The organism is Campylobacter insulaenigrae NCTC 12927, assembly GCF_000816185.1.
Taxonomy (GTDB): domain Bacteria; phylum Campylobacterota; class Campylobacteria; order Campylobacterales; family Campylobacteraceae; genus Campylobacter_D; species Campylobacter_D insulaenigrae.
This window is the reverse complement of record NZ_CP007770.1, coordinates 556339-581305: the sequence shown is the minus strand read 5'-3', so window position 1 is coordinate 581305 and position 24967 is coordinate 556339. Positions and strand designations below refer to the sequence as shown.

Annotated in this window: 21 protein-coding genes; 9 read left to right on the top strand and 12 right to left on the bottom strand. The window is 27.5% G+C overall.

Annotated features, from left to right (window positions below; genetic code table 11):
• Nucleotide 1: 1 nt before the first annotated feature.
• On the bottom strand, nucleotides 2–1837 hold the full coding sequence (locus CINS_RS03025) for a DUF342 domain-containing protein (protein ID WP_039649728.1): 1836 nt from the start codon (nucleotides 1835–1837) through the stop codon (nucleotides 2–4).
• A 132-nt stretch (nucleotides 1838–1969) separates the two neighbouring features.
• On the opposite strand from CINS_RS03025, the gene murJ reads away from it, so the two are divergent.
• From murJ to rseP, 9 genes are all read left to right on the top strand, one after another.
• Entirely contained in the window at nucleotides 1970–3424 is a 1455-nt protein-coding gene (gene murJ, locus CINS_RS03020; RefSeq protein WP_039649726.1) for a murein biosynthesis integral membrane protein MurJ, read from the top strand.
• Complete coding sequence (cysS, locus tag CINS_RS03015) at nucleotides 3424–4806, top strand: cysteine--tRNA ligase (protein ID WP_039649724.1); 1383 nt, start codon at nucleotides 3424–3426, stop codon at nucleotides 4804–4806. The genes murJ and cysS overlap by 1 nt, the downstream gene beginning before the upstream one ends.
• Entirely contained in the window at nucleotides 4799–6550 is a 1752-nt protein-coding gene (locus CINS_RS03010; RefSeq protein ID WP_039649723.1) for an ABC transporter ATP-binding protein, read from the top strand. The genes cysS and CINS_RS03010 overlap by 8 nt, the downstream gene beginning before the upstream one ends.
• Before the next feature lie 63 nt (nucleotides 6551–6613).
• The gene (locus CINS_RS03005) at nucleotides 6614–7672 is read left to right on the top strand and encodes a quinone-dependent dihydroorotate dehydrogenase (protein ID WP_039651333.1); all 1059 of its coding nucleotides are present in this window, start codon (nucleotides 6614–6616) and stop codon (nucleotides 7670–7672) included.
• The gene (locus tag CINS_RS03000) at nucleotides 7669–8916 is read left to right on the top strand and encodes a M16 family metallopeptidase (protein ID WP_039649721.1); all 1248 of its coding nucleotides are present in this window, start codon (nucleotides 7669–7671) and stop codon (nucleotides 8914–8916) included. Before CINS_RS03005 ends, CINS_RS03000 begins: the two co-directional genes overlap by 4 nt.
• Nucleotides 8913–9809, top strand: coding sequence for a 4-hydroxy-tetrahydrodipicolinate synthase (gene dapA / locus CINS_RS02995; protein WP_039649719.1), 897 nt, complete (start codon nucleotides 8913–8915; stop codon nucleotides 9807–9809). The genes CINS_RS03000 and dapA overlap by 4 nt, the downstream gene beginning before the upstream one ends.
• Nucleotides 9809–10588, top strand: coding sequence for an enoyl-ACP reductase (locus tag CINS_RS02990; protein WP_039649718.1), 780 nt, complete (start codon nucleotides 9809–9811; stop codon nucleotides 10586–10588). The genes dapA and CINS_RS02990 overlap by 1 nt, the downstream gene beginning before the upstream one ends.
• A 26-nt stretch (nucleotides 10589–10614) precedes the next feature.
• Nucleotides 10615–11148, top strand: coding sequence for a CDP-diacylglycerol--glycerol-3-phosphate 3-phosphatidyltransferase (pgsA, locus tag CINS_RS02985; protein WP_039649716.1), 534 nt, complete (start codon nucleotides 10615–10617; stop codon nucleotides 11146–11148).
• A 2-nt stretch (nucleotides 11149–11150) separates the two neighbouring features.
• Nucleotides 11151–12254 carry an RIP metalloprotease RseP gene (rseP, locus tag CINS_RS02980; RefSeq protein ID WP_039649714.1) on the top strand — a complete coding sequence of 368 codons (1104 nt, stop codon included), beginning with the start codon at nucleotides 11151–11153 and terminating at the stop codon, nucleotides 12252–12254.
• On the opposite strand, the gene CINS_RS02975 is transcribed toward rseP, so the two are convergent.
• The 11 genes from CINS_RS02975 to CINS_RS02925 are packed head-to-tail and all read right to left on the bottom strand — an operon-like array spanning nucleotide 12251 to nucleotide 24944.
• On the bottom strand, nucleotides 12251–13081 hold the full coding sequence (locus CINS_RS02975) for an inverse autotransporter beta-barrel domain-containing protein (RefSeq protein WP_039649713.1): 831 nt from the start codon (nucleotides 13079–13081) through the stop codon (nucleotides 12251–12253). The two genes, rseP and CINS_RS02975, sit on opposite strands and share 4 nt — an antisense overlap.
• A 52-nt stretch (nucleotides 13082–13133) precedes the next feature.
• On the bottom strand, nucleotides 13134–14972 hold the full coding sequence (gene mnmC / locus CINS_RS02970) for a bifunctional tRNA (5-methylaminomethyl-2-thiouridine)(34)-methyltransferase MnmC2/FAD-dependent 5-carboxymethylaminomethyl-2-thiouridine(34) oxidoreductase MnmC1 (protein WP_039649712.1): 1839 nt from the start codon (nucleotides 14970–14972) through the stop codon (nucleotides 13134–13136).
• Entirely contained in the window at nucleotides 14969–16837 is a 1869-nt protein-coding gene (locus CINS_RS02965; protein ID WP_039649711.1) for an N-acetylmuramoyl-L-alanine amidase, read from the bottom strand. The genes mnmC and CINS_RS02965 overlap by 4 nt, the downstream gene beginning before the upstream one ends.
• The gene (locus CINS_RS02960; RefSeq protein WP_039649710.1) at nucleotides 16830–17927 is read right to left on the bottom strand and encodes a nitronate monooxygenase; all 1098 of its coding nucleotides are present in this window, start codon (nucleotides 17925–17927) and stop codon (nucleotides 16830–16832) included. Before CINS_RS02960 ends, CINS_RS02965 begins: the two co-directional genes overlap by 8 nt.
• Nucleotides 17924–19129, bottom strand: coding sequence for a tyrosine--tRNA ligase (tyrS, locus tag CINS_RS02955; protein ID WP_039649708.1), 1206 nt, complete (start codon nucleotides 19127–19129; stop codon nucleotides 17924–17926). The genes CINS_RS02960 and tyrS overlap by 4 nt, the downstream gene beginning before the upstream one ends.
• 13 nt (nucleotides 19130–19142) lie before the next feature.
• Nucleotides 19143–21329: a RelA/SpoT family protein gene (locus tag CINS_RS02950; RefSeq protein ID WP_039649706.1), complete on the bottom strand. Its 2187-nt coding sequence runs from the start codon at nucleotides 21327–21329 to the stop codon at nucleotides 19143–19145.
• The gene (locus CINS_RS02945) at nucleotides 21313–21531 is read right to left on the bottom strand and encodes a DNA-directed RNA polymerase subunit omega (RefSeq protein ID WP_039649704.1); all 219 of its coding nucleotides are present in this window, start codon (nucleotides 21529–21531) and stop codon (nucleotides 21313–21315) included. The genes CINS_RS02950 and CINS_RS02945 overlap by 17 nt, the downstream gene beginning before the upstream one ends.
• Nucleotides 21532–21546: 15 nt before the next feature.
• Complete coding sequence (gene pyrH / locus CINS_RS02940; RefSeq protein ID WP_039649702.1) at nucleotides 21547–22266, bottom strand: UMP kinase; 720 nt, start codon at nucleotides 22264–22266, stop codon at nucleotides 21547–21549.
• Nucleotides 22267–22322: 56 nt separating this feature from the next.
• On the bottom strand, nucleotides 22323–23498 hold the full coding sequence (locus CINS_RS02935; RefSeq protein WP_039649700.1) for a murein hydrolase activator EnvC family protein: 1176 nt from the start codon (nucleotides 23496–23498) through the stop codon (nucleotides 22323–22325).
• Nucleotides 23495–24301, bottom strand: coding sequence for an FtsX-like permease family protein (locus tag CINS_RS02930; protein ID WP_039649698.1), 807 nt, complete (start codon nucleotides 24299–24301; stop codon nucleotides 23495–23497). The genes CINS_RS02935 and CINS_RS02930 overlap by 4 nt, the downstream gene beginning before the upstream one ends.
• On the bottom strand, nucleotides 24288–24944 hold the full coding sequence (locus CINS_RS02925) for a cell division ATP-binding protein FtsE (protein WP_039649695.1): 657 nt from the start codon (nucleotides 24942–24944) through the stop codon (nucleotides 24288–24290). Before CINS_RS02925 ends, CINS_RS02930 begins: the two co-directional genes overlap by 14 nt.
• Between the last annotated feature and the right edge of the window lie 23 nt (nucleotides 24945–24967).

The following is a 24967-nucleotide window of genomic DNA, read 5'->3' as shown; positions in this document are numbered from 1 at the left end:
GCTATTCCTTGTAATTAGAAAAAACACGAATTTCATAAGTTAGATTATCTTCACCTATTTTTTCTATTTTTAAACATTGAATTTTTTCATCCTTATGTGGCACATAAACCAACTCTTTATTCGGATGCAACATTTTAAATTTAACTTCATTTAAATCAGGCCATTCACCACTTTTATTAATGATCTTAGCTTGCAATAATTCTTCTTGAATTCTTTTTATTTTTTCAATATTTTGTTCTTCTTTTTCTTGCAAATTATCCAATTTTATTTTCAAATTATTAAAAAGTTCTATCTTTTGATTATAGTCTCGAATGGTATTTTTATATGCTAAAGGTACAGGTTTATTCGCACTTAAAAATTCTTTTGATTTTTGTTGTAAAAGTTTTACAGAATCTTTGCTTATAGAAATAGTATGTTTAATTTCTTCCATTTCATTTTTTATTTTTTCTTGTTCCATTTTACCAAACTCTAAATTTTGCAACACATTTTCATCTTTTTGATCAAAAATTTGAGTATATTCTATAGACATTTTATTGCCGCTACCTTGAATTTTATCTACATGTATGAGCTTTTTCGCACTACAAGTGCAATTATCAAAAAGCTCTTCTATATAAATTTCATCAGCTATAATTTCTCCTCCAGTAGCTTTTTTTATATTAACTTTCTTTGCCTTAACAATACCATTTTCAAGGCTTTGTGCTTTAAAATCAGTCGCTTCACAATAACCCTTTAAAATATCTACTTCGACATCTTGACCGTAAATCTTACTTTTTTGATGCATATTTCCTTGAAGTGAAATTTTTTTAGCTCGTAAAACAGCATCTTGTGCTACATTTCCAATTACTTCTAATTCTTGTGCTTCTATAGTAATTCTAGAGCCGACAGCTTCTTCTAAAGAATCAGTATTTTTAACAACGATACTAACTTGTTTGTCTATGCCAGCCCAAATAGAACCAGTACTCTTAAAATCAACTTTATCAAATTCGAGATGATTTTCGATTTCATATATGGAATTTTTATTTATAATAAAACCATCTTTGTTTGCTATATATTGGATACTTTTTTCATCCTCTTTAATGCTAAAATTATTCGAAACATTAACTTGCTCTTTAGTTATTTTAGGAGGTAAAGATTTTAAAATTTTTAGTTTTAAATCCCTGCCCTCTTTACCTTCTTTGGGTTTGATTCTTTCTATAGCTATCTCATCTTTACCTATAGGAGCAACGTAATTTCTATTCATTATATCTTCGTGTTGCTTAAGCTTATCAATATAATGAAATTTTATTTCCTCATCTGTTGGATTTTGAGGATTTAACCCTTTGCTAACTTCGAATTTTACTTCATAATCAAATATTTTATTTTCTTTTAATTTTGTATTAAATTCAATAATTTGTTTTTTAAAATCAAAAATTCTAAATCCAAGCAAAAATCCTTCTTTAATCATTTGCTTATAAATAGCTTCAAAAATTTCCAAAGCAATTTTTTCATGATAAACAATTTTTTCATTAGCTTTTACATTGGCATATAAAATTGTAACCAACTCATTAGTATTCAATTCTACTTTAAATTTAGAACTTGGAATTTTCTCTTTTATTTCAATTTGAATTTTATATTCTTGTTGTATATTTAAATTTAAATCCAAAAATTTTTCATTTTCTTCAAAAATTTGCAAATCTTTTTCATTTGCTTTTACCCATGTTTGATTGTCAAAAGCATAAGAAGTACTAAAACTTAATAATTTATAGTCTAATTTATCTATGTCTATTTTATTAGTATTAGCGTATGATAAGAGATCTTTATAAGGATCTTTAGTATATAAAATTTTGTTTTCTTCCATAACTATCATAAACTTTCAAAAAAAATATTTTTTGATTTTAAATCTTAATTCTAGCGAAAATAAAATCAAAATTTAGTTAAAATTATCTATAATTTTACAATACACAAGATAACATTTAAAGAATACAAACTAATGAAAAAAAATATTGTTTTTAAAAATTTTATTGTTAATGCTTTTGGAATTTTATTTTCTAGAATATTAGGCGTTTTAAGAGATATTATTTTAGCATTGTACTTAGGTGCTGGAATCTATAGTGATATTTTTTTTGTTGCACTGAAAATGCCTGCATTTTTTAGAAGAATTTTTGCAGAAGGTGCTTTTGGACAAGCATTTTTACCTAGCTTTTTAAAAGCAAATAACAAAGGTGCATTTTGTGTTAATGTTTTAGCTCAATTTAGCACGATAGTTTTTTTACTTTGTCTTTTAATTAGTTTTTTTTCCGAATTTTTTACCAAAATTTTTGCTTTTGGTTTTAGTAAAGAAACTATACTGCTTGCTTCTCCTTTGGTATCAATTAATTTTTGGTATTTATTTTTTATCTTTTTAGTAACTTTTTTAGGTGCTTTATTAAACTACAAGCAAAAATTTTTTATTACATCCTTTTCTGCATCTTTTTTTAATCTCTTTGTAGTTATAGCTGGATTTTTTGTAAACAAAGAAGAGCCGTTAAAAGCTTTGTATTATTTTTCTTATGCCACAGTTTTAAGCGGGGTTGCACAATTAATATGGCATATTTTTGCTCTAAGAAATGCTAAAATCATACAAAGTATGTATTTTAGTATTAAGTTAAAAAAAACTAAAGCTAAACTTGCTAGTTTTCACTCTACTTTTATACACGGTCTTCTAGGCTCATCTGCTAATCAACTTAGCTCTTTACTTGATACAACTATAGCAAGTTTTTTAATTACTGGAAGTATATCTTATTTATATTATTCAAATAGAGTTTTTCAACTCCCATTAGCTTTATTTGCAATAGCATTAAGTCAGGTAAGTTTTCCAAAAATTTTAAAACATTTAAAGGCAAAAGAAGAAAAAAAAGCTTTAGAATTTATGCAAAAAGCTTTAGAGTATCTAAGCATACTCTTGCTCCTTTCTACAATAATAGGAATAATTTTAGCCAGTGAAATTGTTGAATTTTTGTTTCAAAGAGGAAATTTTAATCAAGAAGATACAAAAATTACAGCTTTTTTACTTCAAGCCTATCTCTTGGGTCTCTTACCCTTTGGTTTGCAAAAATTATTTTCACTATGGCTTTATGCTAAGTTTAAACAAAAAACAGCAGCTATCATTGCTTTTAAGACATTATTTATTTCTGCATTTTTTAGTGTAGTCATTATTATACTCATACAAAAAGAAGAATATAAAAGTTTAGGGATAGCTTTAGCTTCATCTATTAGCGCATTTTACTTGCTCTTTGCAAATCTTAAAGAATTTGGATTTAAAAATCTTTTAGCTATACTTAGAATCAAATTTTGGTTTTTAAGTGTTATTTTTATAAGCATCTTTGCCTTTTTATTATATGAGTTTAAAGACTTACTAATTCAATGCTTAATTTATTTTTATAATCTTCTAAAAGGATTGTTGTGATGGTATTGTTTGATAGTGTTTTGAAAAAAAAATGCACTTTTATTTCTCGAGAAGAAAAAAAAGTAAATCTTTATCTGTGTGGACCCACTGTATATGATGATGCTCATTTAGGGCACGCAAGAAGCAGTGTGTGTTTTGATCTTTTAAGAAGAGTATTAATGGCAAATAATTATGAAGTTATTTTTACAAGAAATTACACAGATATTGATGATAAAATCTTAAAAAAAATGAAAGAAGAAAATCAAAGTTTAGAATATATTACTAATTTTTATATTAAAAGATATGAAGATGATATGCGTGCTTTAAATATCTTAGAACCAACACACAAACCAAAAGCCACAGAATACATTCAAGAAATGATTGAATATATTCAAATTCTTTTAGATACAAATTTCGCATACAAACTCAATGATGGAATTTATTTTGATACAAGTAAAGATAAAAAATATTTTTGTATTTCTAATAGAAATTTAGATGATACACAATCTCGTTTGGAAGATAATATTATCAAAAAAAATCCAAGCGATTTTGTTTTATGGAAATTTGATGATGAATTTTATACAGCTAATTTTGGTAATGGAAGACCTGGATGGCATACAGAATGTGTGGTAATGATAGAAAGTATTTATAAAAATAAGCTTGATATTCATGCTGGTGGCATGGATTTGCTTTTTCCGCATCATGAGAATGAAGCATGTCAATGTCGTTGCAAAAACAACTATGAATTAGCAAATTTTTGGCTCCACAATGGTTTTGTTCAAATAAATGGTGAAAAAATGAGTAAAAGTTTAGGCAATAGTTTCTTCTTAAAAGATTCTTTAAAAATATTTTGCGCAGAAGCTATAAGATTTTATCTTTTAAGCTCTCATTATAGAGCAAATTTTAATTATTCTTTAGAAGATTTAAAAGCAGCAAAAAAGAGATTAGATAAATTTTATCGCTTAAAAAAACGTTTAAATTTAAATGCTTTTAAGGATAAAAAACCAAAAATCGAAAGTCAGATTGCCAAAGAAATATTAACAGCTTTAAACGATGACTTAAATAGCTCTAAAGCATTGGCGCTTTTAGACGAATTTATTAATGAGTGTAATAACAAATTAGATCAAAATTCAAAAGATAAATTTTATAAGAATTCTTTAAATGAAGCCATTGAAGAAATTAGTTTTATTTTTGGCATAGGAAAAATTGATACCATAAAATATTTTCAATTTGGTGTGAATGAAACACAAAGTCGTTATATTGAAGAACAAATAAAATTAAGAGATATGGCAAAAAAAGAAAAAAATTATGCTTTGGCTGATCAAATAAGAGATAAATTGAGTCAGGAAAATATCGTTTTAATGGACACAACCAATGGCGTTATATGGGAAAAAAATGGATAAAAATTACAAGGAGATGAGTTTTAAAGAGGTACTACAACGTTTTAAACCTTATTATAAAGAATATTGGTTTTATTTTACACTAGCTATATTAGGTATGCTTTTAGCTAGCGGAGGAACTGCAGCTAGTGCATATATAATAGAACCTATTTTAAATAAAATTTTTATAGAAAAAAACACCGCTTTGCTTTATTATATGCCACTTTTTGTTATTGTAGTCTATTTTTTAAAAAATCTTGGAACATATATGCAAATTTATTATATTTCTTATGTTGGAATGGATATTTTAAGAAGATTAAGAGAGCTTGTTACACAAAATATCTTGCGCTTAGATATGGATTTTTTTCATAAATATAGAAGCGGGGAATTAATTAGCAGGTGCACTTCAGATATTGGAGCCTTACAAAGTATAGTTTCTAGTATAATTCCTGAAATTTTAAGAGAAAGCATTACAACAATTGGACTTTTAGGCGTGGTGATTTATCAAAGTCCTAAATTAGCATTTTTTGCCTTAATTGTCATTCCTTTGGCAATAATTCCACTAGCTATATTTGCAAAAAGAATTAAAAAAATAGGTCGCAACACACAAGAAAAAAATTCTGATTTAATCTCAAGATTAAGTGAAATTTTTTCAAATATAGAGCTTATAAAAGCTCACAATGCTGATAAAAATGAAATGGATAAATTTACAAAAAGCAACAATGAAGTTTGTCGGTTTGCTTTAAAAGGAATTAGAATAGAGGCTTTAAGTAGTCCTTTTATGGAAACTATGGGTTCAATTGGTGTTGCTATTGTTATTATTGTAGGTGGAAAAGAAGTTATTGATGGAAATCTAAGCATAGGAGCATTTTTTAGTTTTTTAACCGCCCTATTTTTAGCCTATACCCCGATTAAAAGACTCTCATCACTCTTTACAAAATTACAAATTGCTGTAGCTGCTAGTGAAAGAACTTTTTATCTATTAGACTTAAAACCCCAAATTTGTGGAGGAAATAAAAAATTACAAAAAGATATTAAAAGTATATACTTTAAAAATGTATCTTTAAGTTATTATGAAAATAAAATGGTTTTAAAAGATATAAATTTTTATCTTAACAAAGGAGAGATTTTAGCCTTAGTTGGCGCAAGTGGTGGCGGAAAATCTTCCATTATAAATCTTTTAATGTATTTTTACGAAAAAAATAGCGGAGAAATTTTAATAAATAATCAAGATATAAGTTGTTTTGATATAACAAGTTTAAGAGAAAACATTTCTTTAGTAACACAAAATATTTATATATTCAATGATACTGTCGCACAAAACATAGCTTATGCAAAAAAATATGATGAAAAAAGAATTATAGAAGTTTTAAAGCAAGCAAATGCTTATGATTTTGTTCAAGAACTTGGAGGAATTACAGCTGAACTTAAAGAACATGGCAAGAATTTATCAGGTGGTCAAAAACAACGTATTGCAATAGCGAGAGCTCTGTATAAGAATCCTCAAATTTTAATTTTTGATGAAGCTACTTCAGCGCTTGATAATGAAAGTGAAAAAGCTATTGTTAAAACTATAGAGAATTTAAAGTACGACCATCTTATATTGATTATAGCTCATAGATTGAGTACTATAGAAAATGCAGATAAAATAGCAGTACTTGATAAAGGAAAAATAGCTGCAATTGGAAACGATGAAGAATTAATACAAAGTTGCGAAATTTATCAAAAATTAAAGCAAAAAGTGAAAAAGAATGAAAAAATTTCCTAATAAAACTAAAGATTATAAAATTTTAAGTAAAATAACACTAATTACATTTATGAGGTTATAATGATAAGTTATGAAAATATAAAACCTTTACTTTATAAGCTTGAACCAGAAAAAGCTCATGCTTTAATAGAGTATAGTATGCGAGGTCTTGATTATATTTTCCCAGGTGGAATGAGTTTTTTCACAAAAAAATATGTATTTAATGATGAAATACTCCATCAAAAAATTTTTAATTTGCAATTTTACAATCCAGTTGGCTTAGCTGGTGGGTTTGATAAAAATGCTACTATGATTAGACCTTTAAGTGCTATGGGATTTGGTTTTTTAGAGTATGGAACTTTTACTCCAAAAGCTCAAAGTGGAAATGAAAAACCAAGACTTTTTAGATTAGTAGAACAAGAAAGTATACAAAATGCTATGGGTTTTAACAATAAAGGTAAAGATGCTATAACTCAAAATGTCAAAAAAAATTACCCATTTAGTGTGCCTTTGGTTGCAAATATTGGAAAAAATAAAAATACTCCTAATGAAAATGCTATAGATGATTATTTAACTTTATTTAAAGATTTCAAAGATTTATGTGATATTTTTGTAGTTAATATTTCATCTCCTAATACAAAAAATTTAAGAGATTTACAAAGCGAAGAATTTGTTAATGAACTCTTTAAAGAAGCAAAAAATATTACCAATAAACCTATAATGTTAAAAATAGCTCCTGATATGAACATTGACAATGCTATTTCACTATGTAAAAATGCGATAAAATCACAAGCAGATGCTATTATTATGGCAAATACTAGCATTGATTACTCTTTAATTGATAATGCAAGAGTTTTCGGTGGTATTAGCGGAAGATTAATTACTAAAAAAAGCGCACATTTTTTTAAAGAAGTAGCAAAAGAAATATACAATGAAACTATTCTTATAGCAAGTGGAGGTATTGATAGTGCTGAACTTGCATACGAACGAATTAAAAATGGTGCAAGCTTAATACAAATTTATACAGCTTTAATTTTTAAAGGTCCAATAGTTGTTAAAAACATAAATGAAGGTTTAGCTGAACTTTTAAAACAAGATGGGTTTCATCATATATCTGAAGCCATAGGAGTGAATTTTAAATGATTGAATATAAGAAAATAACTCTTGATAATCAACTAGATGTCTATACTTTTCCAATCAATAAAAAAAGCGGGGTTATTAGTGTTGATATTTTTTATAAAGTTGGCTCAAGAAATGAAAAAATGGGTAAAAGTGGGATAGCTCATATGCTTGAACACTTAAATTTTAAAAGCACTAAAAATTTAAAAGCTGGAGAATTTGATGAAATCGTCAAAGGCTTTGGTGGCATAGATAACGCAAGTACTGGATTTGATTACACGCATTATTTCATAAAATGTTCTAATGAAAATCTAGATAAATCTTTATGGCTGTTTGCCGAACTAATGCAAAATTTAAATCTAAATGATAAAGAATTTCAACCTGAAAGAGATGTCGTTTTAGAAGAAAGAAGATGGCGAACAGATAATAATCCTTTAGGATATTTATATTTTAATTTATATAATCATGCATTCTCATATCATCCATATCATTGGACCCCTATAGGATTTTTTGAGGACATTGAAAACTGGACCATAAACGATATTAAAGATTTTCATCAAAAATTTTATCAACCTAAAAATGCTATTTTGATCGTAAGTGGAGATATTGATGAAGATGAAGTTTTTAAACTTGCAAAGAAACATTTTAATCATATAAAAAATACCAAAGATATTCCACAAATCCATGAAAAAGAACCGATTCAAAATGGCGCTAAACGCGTAATTTTACACAAAGACAATGATACTCAATTATTAGCCCTAGCGTACAAAATTCCTCCGTTTAATCACGAAGATATACCTAAACTTTATGCATTAAGTGATTTTTTAGGAAGCGGAAAAAGCTCATTAATTAGCGAAATTTTAGTAGATAAATTAGGCTTAATTAATGAATTTTACGCATATATCAACGATAGTATTGATGAGAATTTATTTATTTTTATCTGTATTTGTAATGAAAATATTGACGCAATTGAAGTCGAAAAGGAACTTCTAAACATCATCAACGACATAAAAGATGCCAAATTTGATGATGAAATATTAGAAAAAATTAAAAATAACGTCAAAAGTGATATTATTTTTGCATTAAATAATGCTACCTCCGTTGCAAATATCTACGGATCTTATCTTGCAAAAGGTGATTTAAAACCTTTACTTAAATATGAAGAAAATATTAATGCATTAAACAAGCAGGATTTAGTAGATTGTGCTAAAAAATATTTTAATGCAAATACATCTACAACTATCATTTTAAAAAAGGATGAGAAATGAATGAAAATATCATCATAGGTGCAATGACAGCATTGATTACACCATTTAAAAATGGAAAATTAGACGAACAAACTTACTACAAACTTATAAAAAGACAAGTTAAAAATGGGATAAATGCCGTTGTTCCAGTTGGCACCACAGGAGAAAGTGCTACTCTTACACATGAAGAACATCGAATTTGTATAGAAATAGCCGTAGATGCTTGCAAAGATAGCAATGTAAAAGTTTTAGCTGGAGCTGGATCTAATGCTACACACGAAGCTGTAGGACTAGCTAAATTTGCTAGAGATAATGGAGCTGATGGAATTTTGAGTGTTACACCATATTACAACAAACCAACTCAAGAAGGATTATATCTTCACTATAAAGAAATTGCTAAAAGTGTTGATATCCCAGTTTGCTTGTACAATGTTCCAGGAAGAACTGGATGCGATTTGCATACAGAAACTATTATTAGATTATTCAGAGATTGCGATAATATTTATGGCGTAAAAGAAGCTAGTGGGAGTATTGACAAATGTGTTGATTTATTAGCGCATGAATCAAAAATAATACTTTTAAGTGGTGAAGATGCAATTAATTATCCTATACTTTCCAATGGTGGAAAGGGTGTAATTTCAGTTACTTCAAATCTACTTCCTGATATGATTTCAAAATTAACACACTTAGCTTTAAATGAAAAATTTAATGAAGCTAAAAAAATTAACGATGAGTTGTACAACATTAACAAAATTTTATTTTGTGAGAGCAATCCCATACCTATAAAAGCAGCAATGTATGTAGCAGGATTAATCCCTACTTTAGAGTATAGATTACCACTTTGCAAGCCGAGTGATTGCAATTTAACAAAAATAGAAACGATTATGAAAAACTATAATATAGAAGGATTTTAATGGACAATTTTTTTAAAAATAAAACTTTAGTAATTAGCGGTGGAACAAGAGGTATTGGAAAAGCTATAGTATATGAATTTGCAAAAGCTGGTGCAAATGTAGCATTTACATATAATTCCAACGCTGATTTAGCACAAGATATCGTAAAAGATTTAGAAAAAAATTATCAAATTAAAGCAAAAGCTTATGAATTTAATATACTTGAACCTGAAACTTATAAGGATTTATTTGAAAAAATAGATCAAGATTTTGATAGAATAGATTTTTTTATTTCCAACGCTATTATTTCAGGTCGTGCAGTAGTAGGTGGTTATACTAAATTTATGAAACTCAAACCTCGCGGTATTAACAATATTTTTACAGCTACGGTAAATGCTTTTGTAGTTGGTGCTCAAGAATCAGCAAAACGAATGGAAAAAAATGGTGGTGGTAGTATACTTTCTATCTCTTCTACTGGAAATTTAGTTCATATAGAAAACTATGCAGGACACGGTACAGCAAAAGCTGCAGTAGAAGCTATGGCACGCTATGCAGCAACGGAACTTGGTCCTAAAAATATTCGTGTAAATATAGTAAGCGGTGGCCCAATTGATACTGATGCTTTAAAGGCATTTACTAATTATGAAGAAGTAAAAAATGCAACTATCAATCTTAGCCCCTTAAATCGCATAGGAGAACCTCAAGATCTAGCTGGAGCTTGTTTATTTTTATGTTCAGATAAAGCAAATTGGATAACAGGCCATACTCTAATAGTTGATGGTGGAACTACTTTTAAATAATCTAGTTTGGTTAAGGTTTTTTGTTAATGAATTTACCTAATATTCTAGCTATTATCAGGATATTGCTTTCGCCGATTTTATTTTTTTTACTTATTAATGATTTTGAAGGCATTCATCCTAGCTGGATTAATTATTTTGCTTGTGTGATATTTAGTGTCGCCGCACTTACTGATTTTTTTGATGGTTATATCGCAAGAATGTGGAATCAGACAACTAAATTAGGATCAATCATCGATCCTTTAGCAGATAAAATGTTAATTCTGGCTGCATTTTTAGGGCTATTACTTACACACAAAGCCGACCCATGGGTAATTTACGTTATACTAGTGAGAGAATTTTTTATTACAGGTTTTAGAGTTATTATGGTAAGTGAGCAATTTGATGTTAGTGCCTCATTTGCAGGAAAAATCAAAACAACATTTCAAATTATTTCTATTATATTTTTGATTATGGAATGGCCTTTCGCTCATGAATTGCTTTTGCTAGCACTGATTTTAACACTTTATTCTGGTTGTGAATATATCTTAGCTTATATGAAACATATCAAATCAAAAGGATAATTTTGAAATCATATATTTTTTTGTTTATTATTCTTGCAATTGGATTAAAATTTTATTCATTTAGTTTTTTAATCACACTTTTTATTTTATCTTTTCTAATTTTTTTTCACGAATTGGGACATTTTTTAGCAGCAAGACATATGAAAGTTGATGTAGAAATTTTTAGTATAGGTTTTGGAAAAGCGATTTACTCTAAATTTTACAAAAATACTGAATATCGCATTTCAGCTTTACCATTTGGAGGATATGTAAAATTGAAAGGTCAAGATGACCTTAACCCTGCTAATCAAGATTTCAAACAGCATAACTACAGCACTTTAAAACCTTTACAAAAAATATATATATTATTTGCTGGACCTTTTTTTAATTTTTTTCTAGCATTTTTATTATATATTGTTATTGCTTTTTTAGGAGTACAAAAGATAGCTCCCATTATCGGTCACATAGCACCCAATTCTGCTGCAAGCAAAGCAAATCTACAAATCAATGATAAAATTCTTGCTATAAATGGGATTAAAATTCAAAATTTTGAAGAAATTAGTAAATTAATTAGTCTTAATAAAACCACTTTAACCATAGAAAGAAATGGATATATTTTTAACACTCAACTAACACCACAAATGGATGAAGGATATAATGAATTCTATCAAAAAATTCAAAAACCATTGATTGGAATTGCTCCAAAAAATGAATTCGTCACTATTTATCATCAAGGTTTATCTAGTATAAAATATGCTTATAATGAAAGTTTAGATGCCTCATTGCTTATATTTAAAGGTTTAGCAAAAATTATAAGTGGGGAACTTGATCCAAAAAATATGGGCGGTATAATAACCATGGTCGATATAACTTCCAAAGCAACTCATAGCGGAATAGTTGTATTATTTTTAATTACTGCTCTTATCTCCATTAATCTTGGGGTATTAAATTTGTTACCAATTCCTGCTTTAGATGGAGGACATATACTTTTTAATCTCTATGAATTAATTTTTAGAAAAGAAGTTCCTCGTATATGTTTTGAGTATTTAAACTATATTGGAATGGCTTTACTTTTAACCTTAATGATTTTTGTAACCTACAATGATATCATGCGCTTTAAAAATTAATAATTTCTTGTTGCAAAATCATATTTATTAAATTTAGAAATTCCATTTTGATTATACCAGCTTTGATATATTTGTTGCATAAAATCTTTTTCATAACTAAATTTAAATTTTATCCACATAGCAGTTTGATCTTTTGCTATTTTTTCATCTTGATAATTAAGAGAAAGATCTATAATTGAAAGAGGAGAATAAATAATATTATATTGTTTTTGAGTTTCTTTGATATTTGTATTAACATTAACCATATTTACATAAGGTAAATCAAAAACAACTCCTAATTCTGTACTATTATCACTTTCATGATCAGATACACTATAATGATTAGCATAAGCTTTAAATATTTTACTAAATTGAAATTCTGTACCAATGCTTTTTTTTGCATTAAGTTCGCTATATTGATCATTAAAAAAATTAAAACCAAAATTAAACTGATCAAAGGTGTAGCGATTAATAAAACCTGCTGAATAAGCTTGTTCGTTTTGATTAACTCTTAATTGTTTTTCAAAAAGCAAAACAGCATTATCATAATCAATCAAAGAATTAATGTTTTTAATATTTACATTAAGTGCATTAAAATCAACACTTGCCTGTGTTTGATCTGATGAACTTAAATTTAAAACAGAGGCTAAAGAATTAGTAGCAAAAGTATCAAAATCGACACCTTGTTCTTGATGATATTCCTTTGGCTTGGAAAAAAATACTTGCTTAGATACTTCTTTATTTGATTCCTTCTTTACACTAACATTAGTATCAATATTTAAACTTTCCTCTAAACTTGCACCAAAACAAAGTTTACAAAAAGCTAAAATCATAAATTTTATTTTCATCTTCTAATCTTAATTTTTTCCCTACTATAATACTTAAAAATTAATATTGTATTCAAATCAATCCTTTTTTTAGTTTTCTAATTAAAAATCTAGCAGGATGCAAAGCATGCAAAAACCTTTTTTCTATTTGTGGTTCACTAAAAATCAAAGAGCAAATTAACCTCGAAGCAATAATCGCACTCGCAAAAGCTCTTGAACCATGGGCTATAGATAAGTATAGTGGTAAAAATACTTCTGGCTGAATTTGTTTTTTATTTTTATGCCATAATAACGCTTTATAATGCTGTAAATAAAATTTCTCATCGTAAATTTGTCCAATTATGGCAAATCTATCACTAGAATAAGATCTAAAACCAACTTTAGCACCAACAATCTCTAATCTAGTATTATGATCGATAAATTCTTGGATATTATTTAAATTTTGAATATTATCTTTTATTGAAATTTCAGAGTTTTGATTTAATCTATCATAACTTGCACCAATTAATTGCATATTTACATGTTCATTCATAGGACATATATATGCTTTAGATGAAAGTGCATACTGAGTATTTAAAAAAGGTTTCAAATGGGTACATTGACCCCTTACTCGGCTAAGTTGCATATAAGAATAATCAACAAAATCTTTAGCATTTGCACCTTGAGCATAAATTAAAACATCATATTTTTTACAATGATTTATGTTTTTAAATTTTAATGTGAATTGATTATTTTCATAACAATAATCTTCAAATTCATATTGTAAAAAAACTTTTGCTTTACTTTTAGATATCATCGTTTTTACGATTTCTTGTGGTTTAACACATATACCATCTTTTAAAAAAGCTCTATTGTGTTCAACATCAAATAAAATATTATCCTTTTGAGAATCAAAACGCTCTTGCATTAAATCATTATGTGCAAATTCATATACTCCTTGAGGCTTTAAATTTAAATTTTGTTGATAAAACCTACTCGCCTCCAAAAAAGAATATTGAGAAAATTCCCCTAATAAAACTTGTGGCTTTAAAATTAATGAACTTAATATACCACTAATATTACCAGAAGCTCCTTTAGCAACATCGTTTTCTTTTTCAAAAATATCAATACAGCAGTTTCTTAAGGATAATTCATATGCTAAACTAGCACCAGCTATACCAGCACCTATAATTGCTACATTTTTAACTTTTCTTTTTAAAGAGGGAGTATGAAAATAAGCATGCATATCCTCATATTCATAACCATCAAATATAGCTTGAATCATCTCTCTTTTTTTAAAGCCTTTAACCTTATAAACACTAAAATTATATTTTTGCAAGGTTTTTCTTAGTGAACTAGCAGCAGAAAAAGTTAAAATTCTTGCTTTAATTGCAGAATTTCTTGCTACATGATAAATAGTATCTTCTTTAAACATATCATAATTTTTAGATGGAGCAAAACCATCTAAATACCATACATTTGCTTCAAAATTTACTTGTTGCAAAGTTTCTTTAATATCACCAAAAACTAAATCTAAAAAACACCCATCAAAATAAAATCTATAAATACCATTTTTACAAGGTGGATAATATTTCAAAAATAGTTCTAATTCGTTTTTAAATTCATCATAGAAATTTAATTTTTTATAAATATCTCTTAATTGTTCTTTACTTATATAAAAATTCTCAAAACTTACATAAAAAAGTCGCTGATTTGACTTTTTTTCAGCTAAAAAACGTTTTAAGGTAAGAAAAAAATTTAAGCCTATACCAAATCCCAACTCTGAAACAATAATCTGTTCTTTATTGAATTCAAAAGCATTAGTATAAACATAAGAACTTTCATTTATTCCATCTTTAGAATTAAAATAATAATCTTCAAAATCCAAAGAAAAAACAGAATCTTCTTTAATTATGATGTTTGCATAATTCATTGATTTTTATAAAAATAACTTTCGATACCATTAGCAATACCAACAGCTAAAAGATCTTGAAAATTTTTATTAACTAATCTTGCTCTTTCACTTGGATGGCTAATATATCCTGTTTCAATTAAAATTGCAGGCATTTGTGCTCCAACCAAAACCCAAAAAGGAGCTTCTCTAACCCCACCATCTACAACTTTATATTTTTTTCTCACATTGCTCAAAATACTTTTTTGAACATCAATAGCAAGCTTATTAGATGCTACTATTTTCTCACGATTTAAAAAATTTAAAAATGTTTGTTTTGAAAAATAATTCATTTCCTCGAAATTAGATTGATTTTCTAATTCTGCGGCTTTTTTACTTCTTTCACTTCTTGCAGGAGATAAAAAGAAAGTTTCTATACCTTGCAAAGTTTGAGCTCTTTGTTTATTTGGTGCTGCATTAGCGTGTATAGAAACAAACAAATCTGCCATTTTTTCATTTGCCATAGAAGTCCTATCTCGTAAATTTATAAATTTATCTGTACTTCTTGTATAATAAATTTTATAACCTCTTTTTTTAAGCTCATTGCCTAGTTTCAAAGCAACACTTAAAACAATATCTTTTTCTTTAACATTTTTATCGCCTAAAGTACCAGGATCTTTTCCTCCATGTCCTGGATCAATAACAATCACTTTTCCTATTTTTTTAGTAGTTTTTTTTGTTTTTACATCATTTTTTAACTTAAGATTTTTTTCAAATCCTATAAATAATTCATCATCATCTAAATCTAAATTTGTTTTAAAATCTTTAGATGAAGTAAGTACGACTCTTATTGTTTTTTTATCATATTGAACAATGGTTATTGATTGTTGATTATTTATATCATATTTTTTTCTATCACCTTCTAAAATAGCCTCAAAACTGACAATAGATCTATAAATCTTTCCATCTTTAAATGAATTAACCTTTACATTTTCAAAATCTATTTCATTATCTAATTTTAATTTAATACCATTTTTTTCCTTATTTGATTTTAAAACATACAAAGATTCATTTTTTTGTTTTAATTTTTGTGTTTGAGCTGGACTAATCTGTTTTATTTCTTTTTTATTAAGTCCCATAAAAAGAGTTGACTCATCAAGCTCTATTTTAATATCTAATTCTTTTTTTGATGATAAAACCAAACGAATAGTCTGAGGATTAAATTGAGAAACTATAATATCAAAATCTTGAAATTGAAAATTTTGTTTATTGCCTTTAAGTATTCCATCAAAATCAGCAACATAACGAAAATTATTATCACCTTTTAAAGTAAAATTTTTAATATCTTTTTGACTAATTTTATCATTTAAATTTAATAAAATTCCATTGTTTATTTTTTTTGCATTTATGGCAAAAATTTCTTTTTTATCTTCTTTTTTATCTTCTTTTTTATCTTCTTTTTTATCTTCTTTTTTATCTTCTTTTTTATCTTCTTTTTTATCTTCTTTTTTATCTTCTTTTTTATCTTGGGCACTATTTTCTTTAATTATTTTACTAGTTTGTATTTTTTGATCTTGAATAACTTCTAGGGCATTCTTTAACTTTAAAATTTCTGCTTCGCTAAAACCCCCATCTTTTAATTCATCAACATAAGCCTTATCATCAAATCCTAAAGAATTTGAACTTATAATTAATCTTTTTAAAATCTCTTTTTTTTCTTCTTCATTGTCATTAATAACACTTTGAATATATAAAGATTTTAACTGCTGATGCAACAATAGTTTTTCTTCGGAATTAGAAGTTAAAAAGGATTTATCAAAATTTTTAACTTCAAAATTTGCAGAAGCAGTGCTTACAAATAATACACTTGTATAAAAAAATATTAAAAACGAAAAAAGTCTAAGCATCTTCACCATAAACTAATTTTTTAATTAATTCTTCAACACTAATTAATTTATCTAATCTATAGCCATTTGCACCTGTAAAAAATAATCCTGTATCTTTTTTACCACTCCAAGCATCATAAAGTCTATCAGCAATACAATATCCCACTTTTGTCGCCTCTTTACCTCTACCACATGGTGCAACACAATTACTCACACAATTAATTTTTGGACCACTTCTTTTATCAACAAGATCTAATAAATTTGTCCTTACCCCTCTTGCAGGATATCCAACAGGTGATTTTAATAATTCTATATCCTCTTTTTTACAATCTAATAAAATTTGTTTAAAATCATCACTCGCATCACACTCAAAAGTTCCTATAAAACGAGTTCCCATTTGCACGCCATTTGCTCCTAAAGACATTATATTTTCAATATCTTTTTTATCCCAGATACCACCAGCTGCTATCAAGGGAATATCACCCCAATTTTTTATTTCATCAGCTACTTGCGGGACAATATTTTCTAATTGATATTCATCCATTAAACACTGTTCATAAGTAAAGCCTTGATGACCACCGCTTTTAGGTCCTTCCACAATAACAGCATCAGGTAGGCGATTATATCTACTTTGCCATCTTTTACAAATAATTTTTAAAGCTTTAGCTGAAGAAACTATAGGTACCAAGGCAACATCAGGATAATCTTTAGTAAATTCAGGCAAATTAGTAGGAAGTCCAGCACCTGATACAATCACATTAAAGCCAAGCTCACAAGCATTATGAGCTATTTGAGCGTAATTATTGCTTGCGTATAAAATATTACATCCAAGAGGTGCATCACCACACACCTTTCTAGCATTATTAATTAAAGCTCTTAATCCTTCTTTTGAATAAAAATTATCACTTCCATAAGGTTTTGCATTAAATTCTTTGTCTATATGTGTTCTATTTTCATAATATCCAGTTCCAACCGAAGATATAATTCCTAAACCACCATTTAGAGAAACTGCCGAAGCTAATTTATCCCAGCTAATTCCTAGACCCATTCCACCTTGAAAGATAGGATATTTTATTTCATGTTTTCCAATTTTTAGAGCCTTAAAACTCATTTTTCTACCTTTATTTTAGCAAATTTTCTTTTTCCAACTTGTAATATATATTCACCTTCGCTAAGATGATACTGCTCATCTTGTATTTTTTTGCCATTAATACTTACTGCATTCGCAAGAATTAACCTTCTAGCAGCGGAAGTTGAATTTTCCATTTTGCATTCTACTATAGCCTTTGCAAGCCAAATCTCACCCTTTAATGTAAAACATTCTATATCACTTGGCAATTCTTTATTGCTATGGATTTTATCAAATTCTTCTTTAGCTTTTAAAGCACATTTTTCATCATAAAAACGAGTAACAATTTCCAAAGCTAATTCTTCTTTGGCTTTTTTAGGATGTAACACCCCTTCTTTAATTTCAGATTCTATTTGTTTAATCTGACTTAATTTTTTCTGACTTAAAAGCTCATAATATCTAAACATTAAATCATCACTAATACTTAAAATTTTAGCATACATATCTTTAGCTTCTTCTGTAACACCTATATAATTTCCTAGACTTTTACTCATTTTGTTAACACCATCTAAACCCTCAAGCAACGGCATCATTACAACTGCTTGTTCTTTAGATGTATTGTAAATTCTTTGTAGCTGTCTACCCATTAAAAGATTAAATTTCTGATCTGTTCCACCTATTTCTATATCACTTTTTAATGCAACACTATCATATCCTTGTAATAAAGGATATAAAAATTCACAAATAGAAATAGGACTTTGCTCCTTGAAACGCTTAGAAAAATCATCTCTTTCAAGCATTCTTGCAACACTAAGCGTCGATGTTAATTCCACAATTCCTGTGGCACCAAGCTCATTAAGCCACTTAGAATTAAAATAAATTTGTGTTTTATTTGGATCTAAAATTTTAAAAACTTGTTCTTCATAAGTTTTAGCATTTTTCAAAACTTCTTCTTTATCAAGTTTTTTTCTTGTGACGCTTTTTCCGGTAGGATCACCTATTTGAGCAGTAAAATCACCTATTAAAAATTGCACAATTGCACCATGTTTTTGCAAAAATGCCATTTTACTTAAAACCACAGTATGACCCAAATGCAAATCAGCAGCTGTTGGGTCAAATCCTGCTTTTACAAAAAAATTCTCACCTTTTTCATAATAATTTTTTATTAATTGTGAAAGTTTTGCTTCATCAATAATTTCAGATGTTCCTCTTTTAACTTCTTCTAAAATTTCATTAAAATTCATTAGAAAACCTTTTTTAGTGATTATTATATGCATCATTTAAAGAAATAAAATCTAAAATTTTATATTTAGCTTTCAATCTTTCTTTAATATTCTCCACATCAATATTATTTGGAAACTCTACATGAATTTCAAAATAATTAGCTAAAACCGATTCAGAATCAGCTGAATTGATATTAAGAAGATTAATTTGCATTTTAGCTAATGTAGTTAAAAATTCAGCTAAGAAACCTTTTTTATTTTCTATAGAAACAATAATCTTGTAACTTTTTATAGAACTATCATTCCATGTAACAAATACCATTTCTTTATTTTCATCTATCATTTTCATAGCATGTTCACATAATTTATGATGAATTGTTACTCCTGTAGAATGCCTAAAAGCAATAATCTCGTCTCCTCTTTTAGGTCTACAGCAATAATCAAAATTTATAGTAGTAATTTTGTAATTTGAACCAATAACTATACTTTCAAATTTTTGCTCTTTTTGTTCAAATGTAGTAATTTGATGAGGCTCCATATATTTTCTAAGACACACCACTACTTCTTTAAAATAATTAAAATCTAAGGCTATCTGTCTTAATTTTTTACTAAATTTTTCATTTCTCAACCATTCTTCAATTAATTTTGCATCCTTACTAAATACAGTCGCGAGAAGATTTATGGCTATTTTATTATTAAGTTCTTTCTTTTTTTGTTTACAAAAATCTCTTATGCTTGCTCTTGCTTTTCCTGTTTTAACACTATCTATCCAAGAACATCTAAAAAACTCATCTTCAGATGTTTCAATACTTACAATATCACCATTTTTAAGAACAGTTAAAAGCGGCACTCTCACACGATTTACAAAAGCAGTTTTAGCATGAAGTCCTATTTTTGTATGGACCTCATAGGCAAAATCTAACGCAGTAGCCCCTCTTGGAAGCGTAAAAATTTCACCTTTTGGAGAATACACTGCAATATCTTCTATGTATAAACTATCCTTAGCATACTCATAAAGCTCTATAGCATCATAATTTTGAACATCATCGCTATCTTTTCCATGCATTGATATATCTGCAAGCCAATCTAAATTTGGGGTAGCAATATTACCTTCTTTATATTTCCAATGTGCTGCAACTCCAAATTCAGCAGTTTTATGCATATCGAATGTACGAATTTGAGCTTCAATAATATTTTTTGCATCAAAAAGTGTTGTATGCAAAGTTTGATATCCATTTTGCTTAGGTAAAGCTATGTAATCTTTAAATCTTGAAATTAAAGGGTTAAAATGTGTATGTAAAATTCCCAAAGCCAAATAACAATCGTGTATATTTTCGACCAAAATTCTCACACCTAAAAGATCTAAAACCTCATCTAATTCAACACCCTTTCTTTGCATCTTTAAATAAATAGAATAATTATGCTTAATTCTTTTATGTATAATAAAACTACCTTGTCTAAATCCATTCTTTAAAAACAACATTTCTATTTTAGTAATAAATTCATTAAAACCAAGTTGAATTTGTTGGTCCTTTGAATTAATATAATTATCAATTTGAGCAAATTCTTCAGGTAATAAAAATTTAAAACTCAAATCTTCAAGTAAGTTTTTTATGCTAGAAATTCCTAATCTATGTGCAATAGGAGCATATACAACCAAAGTTTCTTCACTTATTCTTTTTTGTTTATCTTCTCTTAGATAGCTCAATGTAAGCATATTGTGCAATCTATCGCAAAGTTTAATCACCAAAACACTGACATCTTCAACACCAACCAAAAGCATATTTCTAAAAGTTAAAGCAGATTTTGCAAGTTTTTCATTAGAACCTGAGCGTATCAAATGATCCTCTCTTATACTTACAATCTTTGTCAACCCCTGCACTAGTTTAGCAACTTCCTCTCCAAAATTAGCTATCAATTCAGATTCACTATAATCTGTATCTTCTAATACATCATGCAATAACGCCGCTATAATCATAGATTCAACCGGACTTAAAAATGCAACAAAAGATGCTACTAATATAGGATGAACCGCGTATGGTTCTCCACTTTTTCTAAATTGCTTATCGTGCTTGTGAATACAAATTTCTACAGCTTTTTTAAGAATATCAGATTCTGGAAATACCATAAAAAGTATTTCCTTAGCTCTTTGCAAGTTTTTACAATTTTTAATGTCTTCAACAAGTTTATCTAACAACAACTCATCATTTACTAGTTTCAATAAAACCCTCTAAAACAATTTTATCTTCAGCAATTTCATATAAGGCAATATCAGTATATTTATATTTATTTTTATCTAAATTTACTAATGGTTCAGATCCATTTGCAAGCTCCTCAGCTCTTTTTGCTACAACTAAGGCCAATTTATATCTATCATCTTTCATTTTTTTAAGTGCTTGTGCAGCTACTTGTTCTATTCTCATATATAATCCTTTTAATTAATTTTTAACAATAGAGCATAAACTCATATCGCCTTGAATGATTTTAAGTAAATTTCCTTCTTTAAACATATTGCATACTATAATAGGCAAAGCATTATCTTTTGCTAAAGCAATAGCTGTATCATCCATAACTTTTATATTATCATGTAAAGCTCTCTCATAGCTTAATTCATTCAGCATAATGGCATCTTCAAACTTTTTAGGATCTTTATCATAAATTCCATCAACCTTAGTTGCTTTTATAATAACATCTGCATCAATCTCAACAGCTCTCAGTGTCGCAGCAGTATCAGTGGTAAAATAAGGATTACCAGTTCCACATGCAAAGATAACAATTCGTCCTTTTTCTAAGTGTCTATGTGCTCTTCTCATAATATAAGTTTCACAAAAAGCTTCCATCTGTATAGCACTTTGCACTCTTACATCTAACCCAGCACTTTCTAGCGCTTCTTGCATAGCTATAGAATTTATAACAGTCGCTAGCATACCCATATGATCACCGCTAGTTCTTTTTATAAGTCCATCTCTTGCAGCTGAAACTCCTCTTATAATATTTCCACCACCAATAACTATGCCTACTTCAACACCTTCATTTCTTAAACTTTTAATTTCAGAAGCTATATATTTCAAAATAGAATTCTCAATACCAAATCCATTTTCTCCAGCTAAAGCTTCCCCAGAAAATTTAACTAAAACTCTTTTTCCTTTGCGACTCATTAGATTCTCCTTCAATGTGCAAAACTATATCAAAAATCGTATTAAAAAAAACTAATTTATCTAATCATTTCCAAGGGATTTATATGATAATTTTTTTGAGTTACTTCAAATGTCAAATCACTTTCTACTCTGCCTATAATATAACCTTTTTTAATATTTCTTCCCACTTTAACGCCTGGAGCGATTTTATCTAAATGGGCATAAATAGTATGAATTCCTTCTTTATTTTCTACGATTACAACTTTTTTTAAAGTTGGTGTTGCTTTAGCAAAAACTATTTTACCATCTAAAACATTTCTTACTGCAGCATCAGGATTAGTACTCTTTAAAACAACATTTTCATTGTAAATTTTTATATTATAAATTGGATCAACATAATTACCAAATTGTTGTTTTACAGTATAAGACTCTAAAGGTGAAATAGTTTTTGCCCCAACATAACGCTTTACATTACTTGTTTGAAAGCTTGATCCTATCTGTTTTATATTATTTTTTTCCTTATTATCTTCTTGCTTTTGAACCACTTTTTCTTCTTGTTTTTCCTGAATGATCTTTAATTGATTAAGAGTTTTTCTCAATTCTTGTTGTTGTACTTGTAATGAAGATAGTTTTCTTGTATAAATTTCCTTATCCGTTTTTTGTTTTGCAATTTCAACTTCTTGTTTTTTTCTTAAATTACGTAATTCGTCTATTTGATTTTTATATTCCTTTAAACTGGTATTAATAACAGCAATTTGATTTTCCTTATCTTCAATTTTTTTATTAATATCTTCATAATCTTTAGAAATTTTTAAAAATTCCTCATTAAAAATTTTATCTAAATTTCCTATTATCTCTAAAGCAATAATACCATCTTCGCTTTCTATATAATTTTGGGGTATAGCTAAATCATAAGCAAAATCTTTAGCAATTAAATCGATCAATTTTCCCTCAATTTGATTTTTATTTTTTAACAAATCTTTATTTTGATTGTTTAATTGCTCCAAAGCTTTAATCTGAGTTTTAACAGAATTTTCAAGTTTTAAAGTTTTACCATTTAAAAGGTTGATCTCACTAGCAATTTTTTTTAAATTTTTCTCATTATCTAAAATTTCACCAGCTAAATCTTCAAGTTTTTTAGAAAGCTGCTTAACAATCCTTTCATTTTCTTTTATATCTTTTTGTTTTTGAGTAATTTCATCAGAGTGTGCTAATAAAAAAACAAAGAAAAATAAGAAAATGTATTTTTTCATTTTCTAACCCTAAGCATTACAAAACTTACACATAGGAAACAAAGAACCAACATTATTATAAAAATTAAAAACAAATTGGCAAATATATTTATTTTAGGCAAATTTATATCTACACTTTGCAAAGTTATTTTAATTGACTGAAGATCATATAGTTGAGTAAAAAATAAAAGTAAAATTAAAAATGCAATCAAACAATCAATCAAAATTACTTTATAAAGCATCAATGATCTAAACCAAAAAGGTGCACCAAACAAACACATAATTTCTATTCTTTGGGTATGTTCAAAAAACCATATTTTCATCTGCTTAAATAATAACACAAAGCTTAATAAAATAATAATAAACAAGAAAAACCAAAGTAAAAATTTAACCAAAACAAGTAGTTTGTAAATTTTTGTGTGAGTTTTGGCAAAAGTTTCTACTTTTAATATATTAGAATTTTGCAAAAGTTTTTCTTTAAGATCTTCAAGCTCTTTATAAGAAAGCAATCGATCTAGCTTAAGAGTATAAAATTTAGGTAAAGTTGCTTTTAAAACTTCTAAATTTTTTTGCGAAATATCATTTTTAAGTCTATCAAGCATCAAACTTGGATCTAAAGTATCCATCGATTTGAATTCTTTGACTTGTTTTTGAATATTATTTTTATCTAAAATTGTTTTAGATACAACAATAATATTATAATCTTTATTGACTAAGTTTTCATAATGCTCTATAGTTTTATTAGTTATAATCAAAAATTCAAAAGCAAACATCATAACTATCAAAGCAAAAATTAAAGAAAGATGGTTTTTAAAAGATTTCATTCATTCTCCCATTTTCTATGTTAAAACGACGATATTCAAGTCTTAAATTAGTAGGAATTCTATGAGTAACTACTACCACACAAGTTCCAAGCAATTCTCTTGCCGATTTTAATAAAGTCCAAATTATATCTGAAGAATATTCATCTAAATTTCCAGTTGGTTCATCGCATAAAAGCAATTTAGGATTATGTGCCAGAGCTCTTGCCATAGCGACACGCTGTTGCTCACCGCCTGAAAGTTGAGCTGGTTTTTTATCTGCTTTAAAGGTTAAATTTACATGCTTTAAAAGTTTTGCAGCTTGTTCTTTACATATATTTTTACTATAACCTTTAATCATCAAAGGAAGCATTACATTCTTTTCAACACTAAATTCCTGAATCAAACGATAATCTTGAAATATAATGCCAATTTTTTGTCTAAATTGTAATAATTCAGCATTTGAAATATCAATCAAATCATTGCCACAAACTCTCAATTTTCCACTAATTGGTGCCAAATCTCCATAAAAAGATTTTAGCAAAGTAGATTTTCCACTACCACTTTTACCAGTAATAAAAACAAAATCATTATCTTTTAATGAAAAATTAGCATTTTCTATAACCAATTCATCATAACCAAGACAAAGCTTTTTAGCTTCTATCATTATCACTTTTCCTCTAAAATTAA